We start from the raw sequence: 21,042 nt of genomic DNA on the forward strand, positions 1-21,042 counted from the left end.
GGGAGAGAAGAAAAATGACAAAAAAACCTTATAAAGTAATGGCTCTATCAGCACTTATGGCAGTATTTGCAGCAGGAAACATCATGCCAGCCCATACGTACGCAGCTGAAAGTACAGTGAAACAAGCTCCAATTCATGCGGTAGCAAAAGCTTATAATGACTATGAGGAATACTCATTAGGACCAGAAGGCTTAAAAGATGCAATGGAAAGAACAGGTTCAAATGCTTTAGTAATGGATCTGTACGCTTTAACAATTATTAAACAAGGTAATGTTAACTTTGGTAATGTATCGTCTGTTGATGCTGCTTTAAAAGGGAAAGTGATTCAGCACCAGGATACAGCTAGAGGAAATGCGAAGCAATGGTTAGATGTATTAAAACCACAGCTTATTTCAACGAATCAAAATATTATTAATTACAATACGAAATTCCAAAACTATTATGATACTTTAGTTACTGCGGTAGACGCAAAAGATAAAGCGACTCTTACGAAAGGGTTAACTAGATTATCAAGTAGTATTAATGAAAATAAAGCGCAAGTAGATCAGTTAGTAGAAGACTTGAAGAAATTCCGAAACAAAATGACGTCCGATACGCAAAACTTCAAGGGTGATGCAAATCAAATTACATCTATATTAGCTAGTCAAGATGCAGGAATCCCGCTTCTGCAAAATCAAATTACAACGTACAATGAAGCGATTAGTAAATATAATGCAATTATTATCGGTTCATCAGTTGCGACAGCTCTAGGGCCAATTGCCATTATTGGTGGTGCAGTAGTCATTGCTACAGGTGCAGGAACGCCGCTAGGAGTCGCGTTAATTGCAGGTGGTGCAGCAGCAGTAGGCGGTGGTACAGCTGGAATCGTATTAGCGAAGAAAGAGCTTGATAATGCACAAGCTGAAATTCAAAAAATAACAGGACAAGTTACAACTGCTCAATTAGAAGTAGCTGGGTTAACGAACATTAAAACACAAACGGAGTATTTAACAAATACAATTGATACTGCAATTACAGCGTTGCAAAACATTTCAAACCAATGGTACACAATGGGATCAAAATACAATTCTTTACTTCAAAATGTAGATTCAATTAGTCCAAACGACCTTGTTTTCATTAAAGAAGATTTAAACATTGCGAAAGATAGCTGGAAAAACATTAAAGACTATGCAGAAAAGATTTATGCGGAAGATATTAAAGTAGTAGATACGAAAAAAGCTTAATCAAATACGAATCGTTAGAGCATTACGTATTGATGAAAGATTTGAAGCTCCTGTTCAGTTGTGAGCAGGAGCTTTTCATACCCTTATAATGAAAATAGGTGAAAAGAATGCAGAAACGATTTTATAAAAAATGTCTTTTAGCGTTAATGATTGCTGGGGTGGCAACGAGTAACGCATTTCCTTTACATCCTTTTGCAGCAGAACCAAATGTAAAAACATTACAAGAAAATGCGGAAAATTATTCTCTCGGACCAGCTGGATTCCAAGATGTAATGGCGCAAACGACATCGAGCATATTTGCAATGGATTCATATGCAAAATTAATTCAAAATCAGCAAGAGACTGATTTAAGTAAAATAAATTCCATTAATAGTGAGTTTAAAGGAAGTATGGTTCAGCATCAAAGAGATGCAAAAATTAACGCGGCGTATTGGTTAAATTATATGAAGCCGCAAATTATGAAAACAGATCAAAATATTATTAATTACAATAATACTTTTCAAACGTATTATAATAGCATGCTAATAGCGATTGATCAAAAGGATAGCGTAAAGTTAAAAGCGGATTTAGAAAAGTTGTATGCGGATATTGTAAAGAATCAAAATGAGGTAGATGTATTATTAGGGGATTTGAAAGCTTTTCGCGATAGAATGGCGAAAGACACAAATAGTTTTAAAGAGGATACAAATCAATTAACAGCGATTTTGGCAAGTACGAATGCTGGTATTCCAGCTCTAGAGCAACAAATTAATACATATAACGATTCAATCAAAAAGAGTAATGATATGGTCATTGCTGGTGGCGTACTTTGCGTAGCGTTAATAACATGTCTTGCTGGCGGACCGATGATTGCTATTGCGAAAAAAGATATCGCCAATGCAGAACGAGAAATCACCAATTTAAAGGATAGAATTTCTGGAGCACAAGCAGAAGTGGCAATATTGACAGATGTAAAAAATAAAACAACAAATATGACTGAAACAATTGATGCAGCAATTACAGCACTGCAAAATATATCAAATCAATGGTATACAGTAGGGGCAAAATATAATAATTTACTACAAAACGTAAAAGGAATCAGCCCTGAAGAATTTACCTTCATAAAAGAAGATTTACATACAGCGAAAGATAGCTGGAAAGATGTAAAAGATTATACAGAAAAATTACATGAAGGTGTGGCGAAGTAAACAGTGGACTAGTTCCGCTGTTTATTTTTTTATCCTGTTTTTGTGAGAGTTGGATTTGTAATTTGATAGATAAATTTCTGATTAAGCTTTTTGTATTTAATGTTTTAATGAAAAAAGCTATACTGTAAGCAAAACTAAAAATTGGAAAGGAAATACTAGAACATGGAAAATTATCTATTATTTATCCTTACAGCAATGTTAATCATAATGATGCCTGGTCCTGGTTTTGCACTAGTTACAAAAAATACTATCTCGCATGGTAAAAATGGTGGGATAAAGACTGTTTTAGGAACGATATCTGGAATGATGATTCATACAATAATGGCTACGTTAGGACTTTCTGCTATCTTAATGAAATTTGCTATGTTATTTACATTTATAAAATATGCTGGGGCAGTTTATTTAATTTACTTAGCTGTAAAGTCAATTAAAAGTGCCTTACATAAAAAAGAAGATATATCTGGTTCAGTAGAAATGGAATCTAAGGATATTGGGGCAATTAAAAGCTTTAGACAAGGATTTACTACGGCAATTTTAAACCCAAAAACTGCTGTATTTTTCCTTAGTTTTTTACCCCAATTTATTGTAAGTAATCAAAATCATTTCCTACAATTTCTTTTATTAGGAGTCACATTTACGACTTTGACAGCAATATGGTATTTACTTTATATCTCACTCATACGTCAATTAAGAACTTTTTTAAGAAAAGAAAGAGTGAATCGTACAATAGAGGGTATTACAGGCGCGGTATTATTAGTATTTGGAGTTAGATTGTTTTTCCAAAAATAAATATATATATGAAAAGAGAAATAATTACTATTGATTATTTCTCTTATTTACTTATTCCAAAACTACTATTTTACAATTGATTTCACACCCTAATACTAATTTTATACACATATCTAATTTGAACTTTAAAACTGACTTCTTCAATAACCTGACCGGTTTGCTTTATAAGAAAAAATCAAGGTAGTTTAGATAACTAACAAAATGTGGAGGTTGCCCCTAAAAATGAATGATTGAAATATGATCTATACTAAATTTTGAGAATAAAAACCCGTTACTATTTTTCAGTTTTACTTATTGTCTAACGGTGCAGATTAATGGAACAGATAAAGGAGTTTTGCTTACCGTAAAGAAAGGATAAATAAAGAAAGAAAAATGTAAGGGGATGAATAAAATTTTAGAACGAAGCAATCATATTATTCAAATTAAACCTTGGGAAGATAAGGACCTTGATTTACTTTTTCGTATTAATACCCCAGTGATGATGCAGCATCTTGGAGGTCCAGAAAATGAAGAACAAATTTTGAAGCGACACAAACGGTACCTTGAACTGGTTAGTAGAGGATGTATGTTTAGCATTTTATTGTTACCAGAACGAGAATCAGTAGGTTCTGTTGGCTATTGGCAAACTACTTGGAATGATGAAAGTGTGTACGAAACTGGCTGGAGCGTCCTTCCCGCATTTCAGGGGAAAGGAATAGCGACAATTGCAGTAAAGTTGGCAATAGAAGAAGCATCGGCTGAGAATAAGTATAGGTATATTCATGCTTTCCCTTCAGTTAACAATCCAGCTTCAAATGCAATTTGTCAGAAGCTTGGATTCAAATTAATTTCCGAATCCGAATTCGAATATCCTCCTGGTAACTTTATGCAATGTAATAATTGGCGTTTTAACTTAATTTCCAGTAAATAGCCTTTGTAAACTAACAGGGGCGTTTATTTATTAGGCGTCACCGCATATGCCCATTAAGCTAAGATTTTAAGACATTCTCATAAAAAGAATGCGACTCTTTTTTTCGTTTTTTGGTACTATAAAACCATTAAATTGATGGACATATAGCGGTACTCCTAACTGAATAGTATAATTATTTATATTAACAACTAAGACAATCAAACGGATCTTAGTTGAAGAATAAGCCATAATAAAAGGCTGTTTAATATATTAAAGAGTTTATGTTCTTTTGTTTTTTAAATTTAAAAGTAAAGAAGAATATAAGAATTAGAGGAGGGAGAAGATTGAGATTTTTTACGATATTTGCATCAAGAAATGATACAAGTGATGTAGAAGGCTTCATTACTCAAGTTTTTCAAAATGGGTTCAAGGTTGAATGCAATAAAAATGAATATACGATTCAATCGAAAAGGCTATTTGGCAAAAATAAAATTATTATTCGGGTGGATTCTGAAGAAGCATCTCCTGATTATTTTTCCAATAATATTCCTGGAATGATGCACATGTACGATCAAATCGAATTTCAAGAAGAACATCTTAAGAGAATGGTTTTGGCACAGATTTCTGTAATTAATACTATAATCGCTATAGAGACGAAGAAGGATTATAGTGATGAGTACGTGGAGCTGTTTCTTAAATTACTTAATGAGGTGAACGGTATTGGTTTTATCCCTGATCGAACTCTCATTGGGAAGGATGGAAAAGTAATCGTATTTCCGGATGGATCCTCTGGTCCTTCAGAATTTACTCCTCAAGCATGTACGAACAAAATAAGGGGACAGAATAGTACTTCTACCGATGGGGAGAAAAGAAAACAGAAATCGATAAGCTATCTGCAAGATAAAGGGATTCCATATATCGAAGGATTGCCTCAATTGCCTCCTTTGACAAGTATTCAGTTAAGAAGTCGAGAAGAGATTACGAAGAGAGCAGTAGCTTTGCTGATTGTTATACAATATGCTTGTGATGTTGCTCAAGAAGGTGATTTGAAAACTTCCAAAGAGTTCGTCATGGAGCTGCTGAACCAATTTGATGTGGTTGAATCATTAACGATGCAGGAAAGGAATTTTCTAAATTCAGAGCAACCTGACAAGAAAGAAGCGATACAGATTGCATGGCAGTATGAAGCCCAATGGGTTTTGCTGTGGTCAATAGGCCTTGTGAATACACTGAAATTTCCAAAAGAAATCTGTGACTGTCATTATGCAATTAAACTTGTTTCTGATTGTAGTTCTTTTAATGAATTTTATCAAAAAACAAAATTGCGAAATGCAGAAGAGATTTTGGACGAGGCTGACCTCGTTTATCGGCTTCATTGGGCTTGTGTGAATGATAGAATTAATGTGAGGGAATCAACTGCAGGTATGCAGGAAAGTATTGTTATTGAAAGAAGAAGGGGCTTGTTTTGGCTAATCAATTATAAAAATGAAGAGTGGGATTGCATCTCCATGGATACATAATGTATATTCTTTGTTCAGTAGAAGTTTTGTATTTTATCTAATAAAATTATTGCTTCATTAGTTCAATCTCTTACAGAAAAAACGAACGGGAATTCCATAAGTATGAGAAAAACAGTCTTTGATATCCTAGTCCTCATATACAACTTTTCTATGTTAAATAACTTGATTCTATCATGCATTTTGAACGGCTTTGTTATCGTTACTGCAGAAAAAATGTGAATTAAATGTTAATCGATTTACATGTTTCAAGCGTATCTATATTGAGTTTGTAAATCTACACAATAAGTTTTCATTATATATAATAAGTGTAGTAAAAGTTCAGTTAGATAAAAATTCGGTAGTCGAATTTTTTTGCATAAAGCTGTATAATGCTTGTAACGAAAAGGAAATACAGGAAAGGATATGTAATGAGTTACTATGGATAAAGATAAACAACAATTAAGCGTTGAAGTTGCAAGATTATATTATCAATCAGATTATAGTCAGCAAGAAATTGCTAACAAATTAAATATTTCAAGACCGACGATTTCTAGATTATTAAAGTACGCGAAAGAAAAAGGGTTTGTTCAAATTAGTATAGCTGATCCATTTGCTGATTTAGATAACGTTGGAAATTTACTGAAAGAAAAGTATAACTTGTTAGAGGCACATGTCGTATTTTCTCCAGTGCCAGAATATGCAACGATTACAGAGTATATTAGTAAATATGCAGCTGAGTATATGGAAAAGACGGTTAAAACTGGTGATATCGTTGGTGTAAGCTGGGGAATGACGATGTATGAAATCGCTAGGAAAATAGTGCCGCAACATGTAAAAGGTGTAGAAGTTGTTCAGTTAAAAGGTGGTATTAGTCATTCGAGTGTAAATACATATGCGAATGAGACAATTGCTTTATTTGCAGATGCTTTTCAAACGACGCCAAGAAATCTACCCCTTCCAGTTATATTTGATAATGCAGTGACAAAAGAATTAGTAGAGCAGGATCGACATATTCATCACATTATCGAAATGGGAAAACAAGCGAATATTGCAATTTTTACTGTAGGAACAGTGCGAGACGAAGCGCTATTATTCCGATTAGGTTATTTCGATAAGGATGAAACGAGTTTACTCAAAAAACAATCAGTCGGTGACATTTGTTCACGATTCTTTGATGGGGACGGAAATATTAGTAGTGAAGAGATTAATCAGCGGACTATTGGAATTGAGTTAGAAGAACTGAAATTAAAGAAACGCTCTATTTTAGTTGCCGGTGGTAATAGAAAAATAAAATCAATTGATGGTGCGTTACGTGGCGGGTATGCAAATGTATTAATTATTGATCAGCATACGGCGAAGGAATTGTTACATTATCAAAAAGGTTAGAAATAAAAGGCTTTCTCAAGATGTTAATTTTGAGAAAGCCTTTTATTTTTTACTATGAGTAAATCAAGGTGTAGTATCTTGTGAAGTATTTGTAAGAAACGCTCTTCATTTGATCTCCCTTTTCAAAGGTTATGGAGTTAGTCATAATATCTCTGTCTACAAAACTCCATCCATCTTGCTCTATCATTTCGATAAAAGGTTCCATTTTTCCGCGTTTTACTAAGTATGGCGATTGATCATCTATCGAACTTACTTCTACCATCTCTTTATTTTGAATAACCATTTTAGACATAGCTAAAGCAAATGGAATGGGGTTTCCTTCTTGGAAAATGACATCCCTTTTATAAAAAATAAATATGGATAGTAAGGTGCATACTAGCAATGTGAATATAAAGAATTTCGACTTAAACAAGTGGTTCACATCCTTTATTTAGAAGCTTATACTACTTTCAATGTATTACAAGAAATTTCCTTCTGAAAAAGAATGAACAAAATTTCAAAAGTGTATTTACATTTGTTCAGCTAAGAGTTAGAATGAAGTTGTTAAAAGATATGAGGAGTGAAGATAATGAATATTGCAAAGTTAATTGACCATACAATTTTAAAAGCTAATACTACAAAAGAAGATGTTATGAAAGTAATCGAAGAAGCAAAGGAATATAAATTCGCTTCTGTTTGTATTAATCCTACATGGGTGAAGCTAGCTGCTGAAGAATTAGCTGGACATGATGTAGATGTTTGTACTGTAATCGGTTTCCCATTAGGAGCAAGCACTACTGAAACAAAAGCTTTCGAAACAAAAGATGCTATCACAAAAGGTGCAACTGAAGTTGATATGGTAATCAACGTAGGCGCTTTAAAAGATGGCGATAACGAGTTCGTTGAAAAAGATATTTATGAAGTAGTACAAGCAGCAAAAGGAAAAGCTCTTGTAAAAGTAATCATTGAAACTTGCCTATTAACAGATGAAGAGAAAGTACGCGCTTGTGAATTATCAGTAAAAGCTGGTGCTGACTTCGTAAAAACTTCAACTGGATTCTCAACTGGCGGAGCAACTGCTGAAGATATCGCATTAATGCGTAAAACAGTAGGACCAAACGTTGGTGTAAAAGCATCTGGTGGCGTTCGTACACGTGAAGATGCAGACAAAATGATAGCTGCTGGAGCTTCTCGCGTTGGAGCAAGTGCTAGTGTTGCAATCGTATTAAATGATGCAAAAGGTGCTACAGATAACTACTAATCATTAATGAAGTCAAAAGCAATAGATACACAAAGTAAAGTGTATCTATTGCTTTAACAATTGAAAAAAATGTAAGCGGATACGAATGGGAGGAGACGGCTTATGAAATACTTAATTGGTATTTTTGGCCTCGTATTGATTTTAGGTATCGCTTGGCTTGCTAGTAATAATAGAAAGAAAGTCAAATATCGCCCAATCATAACGATGGTTATATTACAATTTATTTTGGGGTTTTTATTATTAAATACAAGTGTAGGGAATATATTAATTAGCGGAATAGCAGATGGTTTTGGAGAGTTATTAAAATATGCCGCTGATGGTGTGAATTTCGTATTTGGTGGATTAGTAAATCAAAAAGAGTTTTCGTTCTTTTTAAGTGTATTAATGCCAATCGTATTTATATCAGCTTTAATAGGTATTTTGCAACACATTAAAGTATTACCTATTATTGTGAAATCTATCGGTCTAGCATTAAGTAAAGTAAATGGAATGGGGAAACTAGAATCATATAATGCAGTTGCATCTGCGATTTTAGGACAATCTGAAGTGTTTATTTCAGTTAAGAAACAATTAGGGTTATTGCCAGAGAAAAGAATGTATACATTATGTGCATCTGCAATGTCTACCGTTTCAATGTCTATCGTCGGATCATATATGGTGTTATTAAAACCGCAATATGTTGTAACCGCTTTAGTTCTTAACTTATTCGGTGGTTTTATTATCGCTTCTATCATTAACCCGTATGAAGTTACTGAAGAAGAAGATATGTTAGAAGTACAAGAAGAAGAGAAAAAGACTTTCTTTGAAGTATTAGGGGAATACATTATAGATGGATTTAAAGTTGCGATTACAGTAGCAGCTATGCTAGTTGGTTTCGTTGCTCTTATCGCATTCATTAATGCCGTATTTAAAGGTGTAATTGGAATCTCATTCCAAGAAATACTTGGTTATGTATTTGCGCCATTTGCATTTATTATGGGTGTACCTTGGCATGAAGCAGTTAATGCCGGAAATATTATGGCAACAAAATTAGTATCAAATGAATTTGTCGCTATGACAGATTTAGCACAAGGGAACTTTAATTTCTCAGACAGAACGACAGCGATTATATCGGTATTCTTAGTTTCATTTGCAAACTTCTCTTCAATTGGAATTATTGCAGGGGCAGTTAAGAGCTTAAATGAAAAGCAAGGGAATGTAGTCGCAAGATTCGGTTTGAAATTACTTTTCGGTGCAACATTAGTAAGTTTCTTATCAGCAACAATCGTTGGTTTATTATTTTAATAGATTTATATCATATAAAAAGGAATGGTGATTGTAATGAGAATGGTAGATATTATTGCAAAAAAACGTGATGGCAAAGAATTAACGACTGAAGAAATCAAGTTCTTTATTAATGGATATACAGATGGAAGTATTCCTGATTATCAAGTGAGTGCACTTGCAATGGCAATCTTCTTTAAAGATATGACAGATCGTGAACGTGCGGATTTAACGATGGCAATGGTGGAGTCTGGAGAAACAATTGACTTATCAGCAATTGAGGGAATTAAAGTAGACAAACATTCAACTGGCGGTGTTGGTGATACAACAACATTAGTATTAGGACCATTAGTAGCTGCTTTAGATGTGCCAGTAGCAAAAATGTCTGGTCGTGGTTTAGGACATACAGGCGGAACAATTGATAAATTAGAAGCGGTAGAAGGATTCCACGTTGAAATTACGAAAGAGCAGTTCATTGATATTGTAAACCGTGACAAAGTTGCTGTTATTGGACAAACAGGAAACTTAACACCAGCCGATAAAAAGATTTATGCATTACGCGATGTAACAGGAACAGTAAACTCAATTCCTTTAATCGCAAGTTCAATTATGAGTAAAAAAATTGCAGCTGGTGCTGACGCGATCGTACTTGATGTAAAAACAGGTGCTGGCGCATTTATGAAAACAGAAGAAGATGCAAAAGAATTAGCACATGCAATGGTACGTATCGGAAATAATGTAGGACGTCAAACTATGGCTGTTATTTCAGATATGTCACAACCTCTTGGATTTGCGATTGGTAATGCTCTGGAAGTGAAAGAAGCGATTGATACGTTAAAAGGTGAAGGTCCAGAAGATTTAACAGAATTAGTACTTGTATTAGGAAGTCAAATGGTCGTACTTGCGAAAAAAGCAAATACATTAGAAGAAGCTCGTGAAATGCTAATTGAAGTTATGAAAAATGGAAAAGCAACTGAGAAGTTTAAAGAGTTCTTAAGCAATCAAGGCGGAGATAGCTCAATTGTAGACAATCCAGAAAAAATGCCACAGGCGAAGTATGTAATTGATGTACCAGCTAAAACTTCAGGTGTTATTTCTAACATTGTTGCAGATGAGATTGGTATTGCAGCTATGTTACTAGGTGCTGGCCGTGCAACAAAAGAAGATGAAATCGATTTAGCGGTAGGATTAATGTTACGTAAAAAGGTTGGCGATGCAGTAAAAGAAGGCGAGCCATTCGTAACGATATATGCAAATCGTGAAAATGTAGAAGATGTAAAAGCAAAAATTTATGAGAACATTTCTATCGCTGAAACAGCAGTGGCTCCTAAATTAGTTCATACAGTGATTACTGACTAATCATTATTACACTTACTTTGAGGAGGAAATAATATGGATAAGAAAAAATATATTGAAGAAGCAAATAAGATGTTAGCAAAAGCATATATTCCGTATTCAAAATTTCCTGTTGGTGCAGCGTTAGTTACGAAAGAAGGTAAAATCTATACTGGTTGTAATATAGAAAATGCCTCTTACGGTTTATGTAACTGTGCAGAAAGAACAGCGATCTTTAAAGCAGTATCAGAAGGGGAGCGCGATTTTAGTTACTTAGTTATTACAGGCGAAACGGATGGACCGATTTCACCATGTGGTGCTTGTAGACAAGTGATAGCTGAATTCTGTGAACCGAAAATGCCAGTTTTACTAACGAATGTAAAAGGCGACGAAAAAGAAGTGACTGTTGAGCAATTACTTCCAGGCGCTTTCTCGATAGAAGATTTAAAATAAGTTGAAAAGCCATTCCGCAATTATGAATTGTGGGATGGTTTTTTTATTTTCAAAAATTGAATGTAATATTTTGTTCATATTCCGTTCATAAACTTTGCTTAAAATAATTGCAGCGAATATAGAAAGTTTACAACAGGAGGAATAGAATGAAGAGATTATATAATGCGGCATTCATTTACTTAATTATTGGTTTATTTTCAGGAGTATTTGCAAGAGAGTATACGAAAGCACAAGGAATTAAAGGATCCACAATGTTGCAATTGGTGCATACACATGTATTAGTGCTCGGTTTCGTATTCTGTTTAATTGCTTTAGCTTTATGTAAAGTGTTTCATGTACAAGAAACAAAGAGCTTTCGTGCATGGTTTGTTGTTTATAATGTAGGATTAATCTTTACTATTGCTACAATGCTATGGAGAGGTCTTCTGCAAGTAAATGGAACTGACTTTAACGGTTTAAGCCATATGGCTGGATTAGGTCATGTTATTATAAGTATCGGGCTCGTTTGGTTTATGATTTTGCTCAAAAAGTCTGTTAAATAGATAGGAGTGGGGAGAGTATGATAGCACTTTTATCAAGTATTGTAGCGGTTTGTATGGCTGTTGGTGTCATGTTTCTGCGCTTTAAAGCAGCGAAAAAACCGGTAACGAAAAAGAAAATTATATTACCGCCAATTTTTATGAGTACTGGTGCAATGATGTACTTCTTACCAGAGTTTCGATTAACATCGTTAGAAATAGTAGAGGCAATTAGTGTAGGACTTATTTTCTCTATATTTCTAATTAAAACAACTAAGCTCGAAATAAGGGCCGAACATATATTTATGAAACCGTCAAAAGCATTCATATTTATTTTAGTCGGATTATTGGCTGTACGAGTAGCGTTAAAATCATATTTAAGTCATTCAATTGATTTAGCACAGTTAAGCGGAATGTTTTTCTTACTCGCATTTGCGATGATTGTATCGTGGAGAATTGCGATGTATCGTTCATATGCTAAATTAGAAAAGACAATAAAAAGAGCTGGAATTTCTAAATAGGAATTCCGGCTCTTTTTATGTTTTATACGATTGTTTTTCTCGCTTTAATTTCATTTGCTTAATTTTAAACGTATTTGAGCATCTTGTAATGCAGCTGGTGTAACGTTAAGACCATGTTGATCAACAATTTTTGTGTTTAATAAAATGGAATCTAAGCTTCCACGAAATGTTTTTGTATAGTTTTGACGCAACATTTGTTGTTCTTGTTTTTCATCAACTGTTAATCCAGATGCTTTTTCTTTTTTTGATAATTCGTTAATACGGAATAAAATGTTTTTCATTTGATTCACCTCTAGTTAGATTTAATTATATTAGTTACTTACTAATATATAGTTATTGTAACGCTTAATTTTTATTATGTCAACACCATCTAAAAGGTTAAAAATTGACGAAAAATTATAACAATAATAAAATGAATAACAGAGGACAATTAGCTTTACAAGTATACATAGAACGCTAGGGGGATTATTATGAAATCAACATTTTTTGCTCAAAATAGAGAACGACTAGTAAACACATTACCAGATGAATCTATGACTATTTTATTTGCTGGACAAGCACCTCATATGTCAGCGGATGCACATTATAAATTTGTGCCGAATCGAAATTTTTACTATGTAACAGGGATCGATGAACCAAATGTTATTTTCATGTTGAAGAAGTTTGGAAATAGTGTAGAAGAAACACTTTTCATTGAAAAATCAGATCCAGTAATGGAAAAATGGGTCGGTAAAACAGTTTCTAACGAAGAAGCAGAGAAAATTTCAGGTATAAAGAAAGTTGTATATTTAGATAGCTTTGAAAAGACAATGTCAAATATACTTTTTACAGAAAATGTGAAGCATCTATATTTAGATTTAGAGCGTCGTGAGTGGAATGGTACGGAGACAAAGACGCTAGCATTTTCTAAACATGTAAGAGAACAGTATCCACACGTTTTAATTGGTAATGTATATCCGAATATTTGTGAATTACGAGTGTTTAAAACAGAAGAAGAAGTTGAAATCATTAAAGAAGCGATTGCTGTAACGAAAGAGGGCATTTACAACGTACTTAAGCATGCAAAAGCTGACATGATGGAGTATGAACTAGAAGCTCAGTTTGATTTCACACTGAAATCATCTGGCATTAAGCATCATGCGTTCAATACAATTTTGGCAAGTGGAAAAAATGCTACAGTTCTTCATTATGAAGATAATGATGCACAAATTCAAAATGGTGATTTAGTACTGCTTGATTTAGGTGCTCAAAAAGACTACTATAATGCTGATATTAGTTATACATTCCCGGCAAATGGAACATTCTCTAGTCGCCAAAAACAAATGTATAATATTGTATTAAAAGCATTGAAAGAAACAACGAAACTCATTAAACCAGGAGTAAAGTTTGCTGCATTAAATGAGCATACAAAAAAGGTACTAGCAGAAGAGTGTAAAGCAATTGGTTTAATTCAGGAAGACGAAGAGTTATCAAAATACTATTATCACGGTGTCAGCCATTTCCTTGGTTTAGATACGCATGATGTAGGAACATATAAAGAGAGAGTGTTAGAAGAAGGTATGGTTATAACAATTGAACCTGGACTTTATATTGCAGAAGAATCAATTGGAATTCGTATTGAAGATGACATTCTTGTAACGAAAGACGGACATGAAAACTTGTCAAAAGATATCATTAGAGAAGTTGAAGAGATTGAAGCGTTTATGAGAGAAAATAATGTGAATGTAAAAGAAGATGAAGTAGTTACGAAATAATGATCGGGAAAGACGCTCAAGTTTGAGCGTCTTTTTATTTTGTTCATTTTAAACCGCAATATTTTCTCGGAAATCATCTTCTAATTATAAAGTTGATTATATTCCAAGTGTCAATGTATATGTTGATCATGCCCGGATGAAGGTGGGGGAGTATGATCTGGGAATGTCACGAATACGGCAACGATAATTACTACGCTAATTGAAAGTAATAATAAAAAACGCTTTTGGATAAAAGTAGAAAAGGTTTCTGATAAAAGTTGAATCATACATGACATAGTTATTGTTATCGTAAGTAATAGGCTAATGAATAGTATACTATGGGCTTGTTGAGCATTTAACATTTCTGTAATCATTGCTCCCATCATACTTGCCATTAATCCAGAGAACATTCCTTCTAAAGCAGTATATAGGTGAAAACGTAGACCGACTAAAAAACCGATACAACCACTAATCAAAATTGCAAGCAAAGTAGAATATAGTAAATCACCTTTAAAAAGAATACCTAAATAAAAGCCGATACTTAAACCCGTACTCATACTAAAAGACATAATAAATACCATATACTCCATTAGGGTACCCTTACGTTTAGAAATGTATGATGTAATAAGAATCGAGATACAACAAAGTGTTAAGGCGGCTAATGTGTAAGCGAACATTATGATACCTCCCTGTCCTATCATTCATTTCATCATATGTTCATATGGAGAGTACTTATGCTTATTTATATCTGCATATTATCTGCACAATTTAAAATAAAAGTAAGCAGTAATAAAGGAAAGGGCTCTCGGTATTTGAGGTCTATAAGCATGAGAAAGAAATTTTTATATAATGAGTTTCTATTGTGAACCTACAAAGAATAAGCGTATAATATTATAGTTATCCCATTGTAGGGAGTAACCCGCGAATGATAAATAAGATTGTTGTTTTATCATCGCTTCTAAACAGATAGACAATGAAAGTAACACTGGAATACAGATAGGGAGTTATAAAATGAAATTAATTATTGCCGAGAAACCAGATCAAGGTTTGGCTCTTGTTTCACAGTTTAAATATCGCCGGAAAGATGGATATTTAGAAGTAGAAGCGAATGAGTTATTTCCAAATGGAGCGTACTGTACATGGGCAATTGGTCATTTGACGCAGTTATGTAATCCAGAGCATTATCACGCAGAGTGGAAAAAATGGTCACTTAATACGTTACCGATGATTCCAGAGCGTTTTCAATTTGAAGTAACAAAGTCAAAGTATAAGCAATTTAACGTTGTGAAACAGCTGTTACATAATTCACAGGTAACAGAAATTATTCACGCGGGCGATGCTGGGCGTGAAGGGGAATTGATTGTACGAAATATTATTAACCTTTGCAACGTGCAAAAGCCGATGAAGCGTCTTTGGATTTCATCTTTAACGAAACAAGCTATATACCAGGGATTTAAAAATTTACTAGATGAAGCAGATACAATTAATACGTACTATGAGGCGTATACAAGGTCATGTGCGGACTGGGTTGTTGGTATGAATGCTTCACGTGTCTTTAGTATTTTGCTAAAGAAAAAAGGAATGAACGATGTATTTTCCGCTGGTCGTGTACAAACACCAACGTTAGCGTTGATTGTAAAGCGTGAGAAAGAAATAGAAAACTTTAAGTCTGAGCCATTTTGGGAAGTGTTCGCAACCTTTAATATAGAAGGAAAGAAGTATGAGGGGAAATGGGAGAAGGATAGTGAATCCCGCTTAAAAGATCCTGATATGGCAAATAAAATTGCAGCATTTTGCCAAGGGAAACCGGCTGTAGTAAAAGAAATGAAAACGGAGCGTAAAGAGTTTCAGCCGCCGTTTTTATTTAATTTATCAGCACTGCAAGCGACAGCTAATAAAGCTTTTAAATTTTCACCGAAAAAGACGCTAGATATAACACAAGCACTATATCAAAAAGGGATAGTTTCTTATCCTCGTTCGGATTCTAACTATGTTACACAAGGAGAAGCAGCGACGTTCCCTGATATTTTGCAGAAGTTAAGTCAGTTTGATGAATATAAAGGCTTATTGCCAGCACCAATTGAATCGATTATGAATAATAAGCGTTATGTGAATGAAAAAAAAGTTACAGATCACTATGCTATTATTCCGACAGAGCAAGTTACAAATCCAAGCAAACTATCAGGTGATGAAAAGAAAATTTACGATATGATCGTAAGAAGACTGATTGCGGCGCATTATGAAGTAGCAATCTTTGACTACACAACGATTACAACGCTTGTAGATGAACGGGCTGAATTCATTTCAAAAGGAAAACAGCAAATTCAAGAAGGTTGGCGTAAAGTTATATTCCAAGATGATAAAGATGACGAAACAATTCTTCCAATTGTAGCTGAAGGTGAACAAGGAAAAGTTGTAAAGGTGAAAGTGAAAGAAGGAAAAACACAGCCGCCGAAGCGTTATACAGAAGGACAACTTATTACGTTAATGAAAACAGCCGGTAAGTATTTAGAGAATGAAGAGCTGGAGAAAGTATTAAAGAAAACAGAAGGTTTAGGTACTGAGGCAACACGTGCAGGTATTATTACGATGCTGAAAGACCGTAAATATATAGATGTGCAGAAGAACCAAGTGTATGCAACCGATAAAGGGAAAGTATTAATTACCGCAATCGGTGATAAAATACTAGCTTCACCAGAAATGACAGCGAAATGGGAGCAACGCCTTGCGGAAATTGGTGAAGGCACAGCATCACCAGCTACATTTATGGAGCAAACGAAAAAGCTATCAGCGAAAATTATTGAAGATGCAGTGGAAATGTCAGAGAAGTGGGATTTCACTGGATTACATGTTGAATCGATTGAACGAAAAGGATCGAAATTTACAACAGGTAAAAAGGTTGGTAACTGTAAAAAATGTGATGGCGATGTGATTGATAAATCAACGTTTTACGGTTGTTCTAACTACAACACGACACAATGTGATTTTACTATCTCAAAGAAGATATTAAGTAAAACAATTTCGCAAAAGAATATGACAAAGCTCTTAAAAGGTGAAAAGACCGATTTAATTAAAGGCTTTTCAAAGGGCGAGAAAACATTTGATGCGAAGTTAGAATGGAAAGATAATAAAATTAATTTTGTGTTTGAGAATTAAGTGGTTTTAACAAATAAAAAAATATGATAATTAAACTGTATCCTATAGAATAGACACTAAAAAAAGTCTATTCTATAGGATATTTTTTTGAATAAGTAGTACTATTTATTTTATTTAAAATAAAATATACAATAAAAAAATCTTTATAATTGATAATTATTTATTGTAAAACGATAAATTTTGTATTAAAATCAATACCATGATAAATCAGTGAGGTACTTTTTATAGAAAGGTAGCAACGCTGTTTTTTTATTAGAGGAGGTAAAACTATGAACAATCACAATTTGATTATTGAAAATATGGATAATCCTCATGAGTTGGAGAGAATGTATAGAAAAGACCCAAAAGCTTTTAAAAAGTCATTCTCACAAGCATGGGATGAAAATCCTGACTCGCAGGTTCTAGCTACTTGGTATGAAAGGATGCATTTCAAGGAAACGGAAAATGCAGAAAAAATATCGCTGTTTCAAAAAGGTTTCTTATTCATGGGCATGTTAGCTATTCTAGCTGGGCTAAGCACCAGAATCATTTTCCACTTTGTCGAGCAGGAAGCAATTGCTCCAATTAACCTAGCTTTTGGTGTAATTCCTTTTATTGTTGCTTATTTTATTTACAATAATACTCCGAAAAAAAGTATTATTTATTTCCTTGCGGCGTTGTTCCTAATTTCCGGATTGTATCTTAATATGTTGCCATTAAATTATAAAGACAGCAGTATCCTTGCGTATTTACATCTTCCTATATTGTTATGGGTCTTATTGGGACTTGCGTTTACGGGAAATGAATATTCAAGAGGTAGTACAAGATTAGCGTATATTAAATTTAATTTAGAATATGGTCTTCTCTACGCGAGCATGGCTGTGAGCGGAATGGTACTAGCGGTATTCACCATGAAGTTATTTAGCTTCGTTGACTTGGATATAGGAGAATTCTATTTTAGTAATGTTGTATTATTTGGAGCTGCGGCTTTAGCTGTAGTAGCTGCATACTTAGTATCAATGAACCTTAAACTTGCTAAAAATATTACACCATATATAGCTAAAATTTTTAGTCCACTTGTACTGATTACATTGTTGATCTATCTTATAACGGTTATATGGAGTGGAAAAAATCCATTCTTGGACCGCAATTTCCTAATGGCCTTCAATGGAATACTTCTCGGTGTATTGGCTGTTACTATATTTTCCATCGTTGAGAGTGACTCGGACGAGAAAAAGAGCATTTCAGATTATATAAATTTTGCCTTAATTGTTTTGGCGCTTATTATTGACACTGTCGCATTGTCAGCCATCGTATTCAGACTTTCTTCTTACGGGATTACACCTAATAGACTTGCTGTTTTAGGCGTAAACATACTGATTTGGGCAAATCTCATTTGGATTATGTTTTCCTATATGCGTTTTCTACAAAACAAATCAGGACCGACAGCTATCCAAGACGCCGTTACGAAGTATTTGCCAATCTACGGACTTTGGGCAGCTTTCGTCATATTTACTTTTCCTATAATTTTTAATTAGAAAGACTTTGTTAATATAGCGTGTCTAAAACGTATAAAGTCCTTAGAGCCGATAATTATCGTTACTTCTATAATTTCTCGACAATAAAAAACGTCCTAAAGTAGGACGTTTTTTGTTATGTATATCGCTTTTTTTTCTTAATAAACAACAACACTTGTGAAACACAAGCAAGTACTGGTAGTTCAATCAACGGTCCGATAACGAGTGCAAGTGCAATAAGAGGTTCATCTGGAAAAGCTGTTACAGCAATAGCGAGTGCAACAGGTGAGTTTCTTGCTAATGTTGTTAAATTTAGACTTACTGTATCTTTATAAGATAAACGCATCATGCGTCCGATAAATTGTCCTAGTACAAAATTAATGATGAAGAACAATAGAACAGGAATGAGTAATAGTAAAACGACATTCATATTTTGTAGTAAATATTTTCCTTGTGATGCAAACATCGCTACGATTGCTAAGCTTAAAAATACAATTTGAGCAGAGCTGAAAAACGGAATGAGTTTATTCTCGAGTGTTTCAGTTTTTTTCAGTTTATTCATAATGAACTTTGTAGCATGTGCAAGTACAAATGGTAAGACGATTACGATAACTATACTTTCTACTACAACAGAAACAGCTACAGTCTTCATGACACCAGCAAATAAAAATAAATAAATGGGAAGGAGTAGTACTTGCAATATTAAATTTACAGGCAAAATTGCAGTAGAAAGTGCTACATTTCCTTTCGCTATTTCAGTAAAGATTAAGTACCAATCTGTACATGGAGTAACCATTAACATAATAAATCCAACCCAAAGTGCTGGATGATCTGAAAGAAATAGAGCTCCTAACCCCCAAGCTAGTAGAGGTGTCCATAAAAAATTAATGGTAAGGCTCGTTCCAGCGAATTTTAAATTACGAAATCCATTTTTTATTTCTTTCAATGGAATGCTGAGGAATAATCCATATAGCATGAAAAATAAGAATGGGACAATAAAGTGCTCTGCATACATATGTATCAAATTAAATTGTCCGAGTACGATGCCGCATGTAACAGCAAAAAGAATAATAAAAGTTTGAATTTTTTCTATAGTGCTCATGAGTAAATCCTTTCTAAATATGAATTGCCCTCTCTACATTCATTATACAAACAATAAAGTTACAATGGGTGTTTAAATTGTATTTGGATTTTGTTTTCAATTCGAGATATTATTTTTTATTTAAAGTTACTTGACTAAAGTAAGTGGTGTGTATTACAATCACTTACATAAGGTAATTAAATAACAAAAAGTTTTGGGTATCTTTACTTAAGGTATCAATTGGAACTTTTTATCCCGCTTTAATGGGCAGTAAGACCCCCACCTCAAAATTCAGAGAAAGCAAAGAAGTTAGGTGGGGGATCAACTGCCCATAAAAGTCCGATTGGTTCAACTAATAATCAGTGGGGGATGAAGAAAACCCCCACTGATTAAAGTTTCACTTTATTAGAATAAGAATTTTTATGATGATGAATAATGAATATGATAAGAAAGTTTAGGTGAAGAAAATGGGATTATTTAGCTCGTTATTTGGTAAAAAAGAAGAAAATACAAAAGTAGAGGGGAATAAAACAATGTCAAAAGTATTATTTGTAAAAGCAAACGATCGTCCAGCGGAGCAAGCAGTTAGTTCAAGAATGTATGAAACATTTGTAAGTGCTTATAAAGAAGCGAACCCAAATACAGAAATTACGGAGTTAGATTTATTTGCATTAGATCTTCCATATTACGGAAATATCGCTATTTCAGGTGGATATAAACGTAGTCAAGGAATGGAATTAACAGCAGAAGAAGAGAAGGCTGTAGCAACAGTAGATCAATATTTAAATCAGTTTTTAGAAGCTGATAAAGTTGTATTTGCGTTCCCACTTTGGAACTTCACAGTACCAGCACCATTAATCACATATATTTCATACTTATCTCAAGCTGGAAAAACGTTTAAATATACAGCGAATGGTCCAGAAGGTTTAGCTGGTGGTAAGAAAGTAGTTGTATTAGGTGCTCGTGGTTCAGATTACTCTTCAGAGCAAATGGCTCCTATGGAAATGGCAGTTAATTACGTAACAACTGTACTTGGATTCTGGGGAATTACAAATCCAGAGACAGTTGTAATTGAAGGACACAATCAATATCCAGATCGTTCACAACAAATTGTTGAGGAAGGATTAGAAAACGTTAAAAAAGTAGCTGCAAAATTTTAATTTATGATAGTAAATGGAAAAACCAACATGGATGACCATGTTGGTTTTTTAGTCTGTTTTCTATGTTAAAAAATGTATATTTATAAAATAAATGAAAAGTTTGAAAATAGTAT

The 21,042-nt window shown here is 33.8% G+C and carries 20 protein-coding genes; 16 read left to right on the plus strand and 4 right to left on the minus strand.

Annotated features, from left to right (window positions below; genetic code table 11):
• The first annotated feature begins 14 nt into the window (after positions 1-14).
• The 6 genes from nheB (at position 15) to MR115_RS12905 (ending at position 6,973) form a co-directional block, all read left to right on the plus strand.
• Positions 15-1,223: a non-hemolytic enterotoxin NHE subunit B gene (nheB, locus tag MR115_RS12880; protein ID WP_087980188.1), complete on the plus strand. Its 1,209-nt coding sequence runs from the start codon at positions 15-17 to the stop codon at positions 1,221-1,223.
• A 107-nt stretch (positions 1,224-1,330) separates the two neighbouring features.
• Positions 1,331-2,410, plus strand: a complete 1,080-nt coding sequence (gene nheC / locus MR115_RS12885; protein WP_242241566.1) for a non-hemolytic enterotoxin NHE subunit C — start codon at positions 1,331-1,333, stop codon at positions 2,408-2,410.
• A gap of 162 nt (positions 2,411-2,572) precedes the next feature.
• Positions 2,573-3,199: a LysE family translocator gene (locus MR115_RS12890; RefSeq protein ID WP_098870971.1), complete on the plus strand. Its 627-nt coding sequence runs from the start codon at positions 2,573-2,575 to the stop codon at positions 3,197-3,199.
• Between the two features lie 382 nt (positions 3,200-3,581).
• Positions 3,582-4,109, plus strand: coding sequence for a GNAT family N-acetyltransferase (locus MR115_RS12895; RefSeq protein WP_242241567.1), 528 nt, complete (start codon positions 3,582-3,584; stop codon positions 4,107-4,109).
• Between the two features lie 323 nt (positions 4,110-4,432).
• Positions 4,433-5,608, plus strand: a complete 1,176-nt coding sequence (locus MR115_RS12900; RefSeq protein WP_242241568.1) for a DUF4272 domain-containing protein — start codon at positions 4,433-4,435, stop codon at positions 5,606-5,608.
• A 417-nt stretch (positions 5,609-6,025) separates the two neighbouring features.
• Positions 6,026-6,973, plus strand: a complete 948-nt coding sequence (locus MR115_RS12905) for a sugar-binding transcriptional regulator (RefSeq protein ID WP_242241569.1) — start codon at positions 6,026-6,028, stop codon at positions 6,971-6,973.
• Positions 6,974-7,025: 52 nt separating this feature from the next.
• On the opposite strand, the gene MR115_RS12910 is transcribed toward MR115_RS12905, so the two are convergent.
• Positions 7,026-7,385 (minus strand): hypothetical protein, encoded by a 360-nt coding sequence (locus tag MR115_RS12910; RefSeq protein WP_242241570.1) that lies wholly within the window; start codon positions 7,383-7,385, stop codon positions 7,026-7,028.
• Positions 7,386-7,541: 156 nt separating this feature from the next.
• Between MR115_RS12910 and deoC the strand changes: the two genes are divergently transcribed.
• From deoC to MR115_RS12940, 6 genes are all read left to right on the plus strand, one after another.
• The gene (deoC, locus tag MR115_RS12915; protein WP_242241571.1) at positions 7,542-8,213 is read left to right on the plus strand and encodes a deoxyribose-phosphate aldolase; all 672 of its coding nucleotides are present in this window, start codon (positions 7,542-7,544) and stop codon (positions 8,211-8,213) included.
• A gap of 102 nt (positions 8,214-8,315) precedes the next feature.
• Entirely contained in the window at positions 8,316-9,497 is a 1,182-nt protein-coding gene (locus MR115_RS12920) for a NupC/NupG family nucleoside CNT transporter (protein ID WP_000876173.1), read from the plus strand.
• Positions 9,498-9,533: 36 nt separating this feature from the next.
• Positions 9,534-10,835, plus strand: coding sequence for a pyrimidine-nucleoside phosphorylase (locus tag MR115_RS12925; RefSeq protein ID WP_001983022.1), 1,302 nt, complete (start codon positions 9,534-9,536; stop codon positions 10,833-10,835).
• Between the two features lie 33 nt (positions 10,836-10,868).
• A complete protein-coding gene (locus MR115_RS12930; RefSeq protein WP_000358522.1) occupies positions 10,869-11,264 on the plus strand; it encodes a cytidine deaminase in 396 nt (131 codons plus the stop codon).
• 146 nt (positions 11,265-11,410) lie between these two features.
• The gene (locus MR115_RS12935; protein WP_087959483.1) at positions 11,411-11,806 is read left to right on the plus strand and encodes a DUF2871 domain-containing protein; all 396 of its coding nucleotides are present in this window, start codon (positions 11,411-11,413) and stop codon (positions 11,804-11,806) included.
• 17 nt (positions 11,807-11,823) lie between these two features.
• Positions 11,824-12,303: a CcdC family protein gene (locus MR115_RS12940; protein WP_242241572.1), complete on the plus strand. Its 480-nt coding sequence runs from the start codon at positions 11,824-11,826 to the stop codon at positions 12,301-12,303.
• Between the two features lie 50 nt (positions 12,304-12,353).
• On the opposite strand, the gene MR115_RS12945 is transcribed toward MR115_RS12940, so the two are convergent.
• Complete coding sequence (locus MR115_RS12945) at positions 12,354-12,584, minus strand: DUF896 domain-containing protein (protein WP_000789775.1); 231 nt, start codon at positions 12,582-12,584, stop codon at positions 12,354-12,356.
• 189 nt (positions 12,585-12,773) lie between these two features.
• Here MR115_RS12945 and MR115_RS12950 point away from each other — a divergent pair, with 189 nt between their 5' ends.
• Positions 12,774-14,057, plus strand: a complete 1,284-nt coding sequence (locus MR115_RS12950) for an aminopeptidase P family protein (protein ID WP_242241573.1) — start codon at positions 12,774-12,776, stop codon at positions 14,055-14,057.
• 110 nt (positions 14,058-14,167) lie between these two features.
• Here the strand turns inward: MR115_RS12950 and MR115_RS12955 are convergent, their stop codons facing one another.
• Complete coding sequence (locus MR115_RS12955; RefSeq protein WP_242241574.1) at positions 14,168-14,713, minus strand: hypothetical protein; 546 nt, start codon at positions 14,711-14,713, stop codon at positions 14,168-14,170.
• A 334-nt stretch (positions 14,714-15,047) separates the two neighbouring features.
• Between MR115_RS12955 and topB the strand changes: the two genes are divergently transcribed.
• Together topB and MR115_RS12965 are read left to right on the plus strand one after the other, a co-directional pair.
• Positions 15,048-17,192, plus strand: a complete 2,145-nt coding sequence (gene topB, locus MR115_RS12960) for a DNA topoisomerase III (RefSeq protein WP_242241575.1) — start codon at positions 15,048-15,050, stop codon at positions 17,190-17,192.
• A 269-nt stretch (positions 17,193-17,461) separates the two neighbouring features.
• Positions 17,462-18,709 carry a DUF4153 domain-containing protein gene (locus tag MR115_RS12965; protein WP_242241576.1) on the plus strand — a complete coding sequence of 416 codons (1,248 nt, stop codon included), beginning with the start codon at positions 17,462-17,464 and terminating at the stop codon, positions 18,707-18,709.
• 115 nt (positions 18,710-18,824) lie between these two features.
• Here MR115_RS12965 and MR115_RS12970 read toward each other — a convergent pair whose 3' ends face one another.
• Positions 18,825-19,790, minus strand: coding sequence for an arsenic resistance protein (locus tag MR115_RS12970; RefSeq protein WP_242241577.1), 966 nt, complete (start codon positions 19,788-19,790; stop codon positions 18,825-18,827).
• 446 nt (positions 19,791-20,236) lie between these two features.
• On the opposite strand from MR115_RS12970, the gene MR115_RS12975 reads away from it, so the two are divergent.
• Positions 20,237-20,929, plus strand: coding sequence for an FMN-dependent NADH-azoreductase (locus MR115_RS12975; RefSeq protein WP_061676831.1), 693 nt, complete (start codon positions 20,237-20,239; stop codon positions 20,927-20,929).
• The last annotated feature ends 113 nt before the right edge of the window (positions 20,930-21,042 follow it).

It is taken from the genome of Bacillus cereus group sp. BfR-BA-01309 (assembly GCF_022664315.1).
GTDB lineage: Bacteria > Bacillota > Bacilli > Bacillales > Bacillaceae_G > Bacillus_A > Bacillus_A mobilis.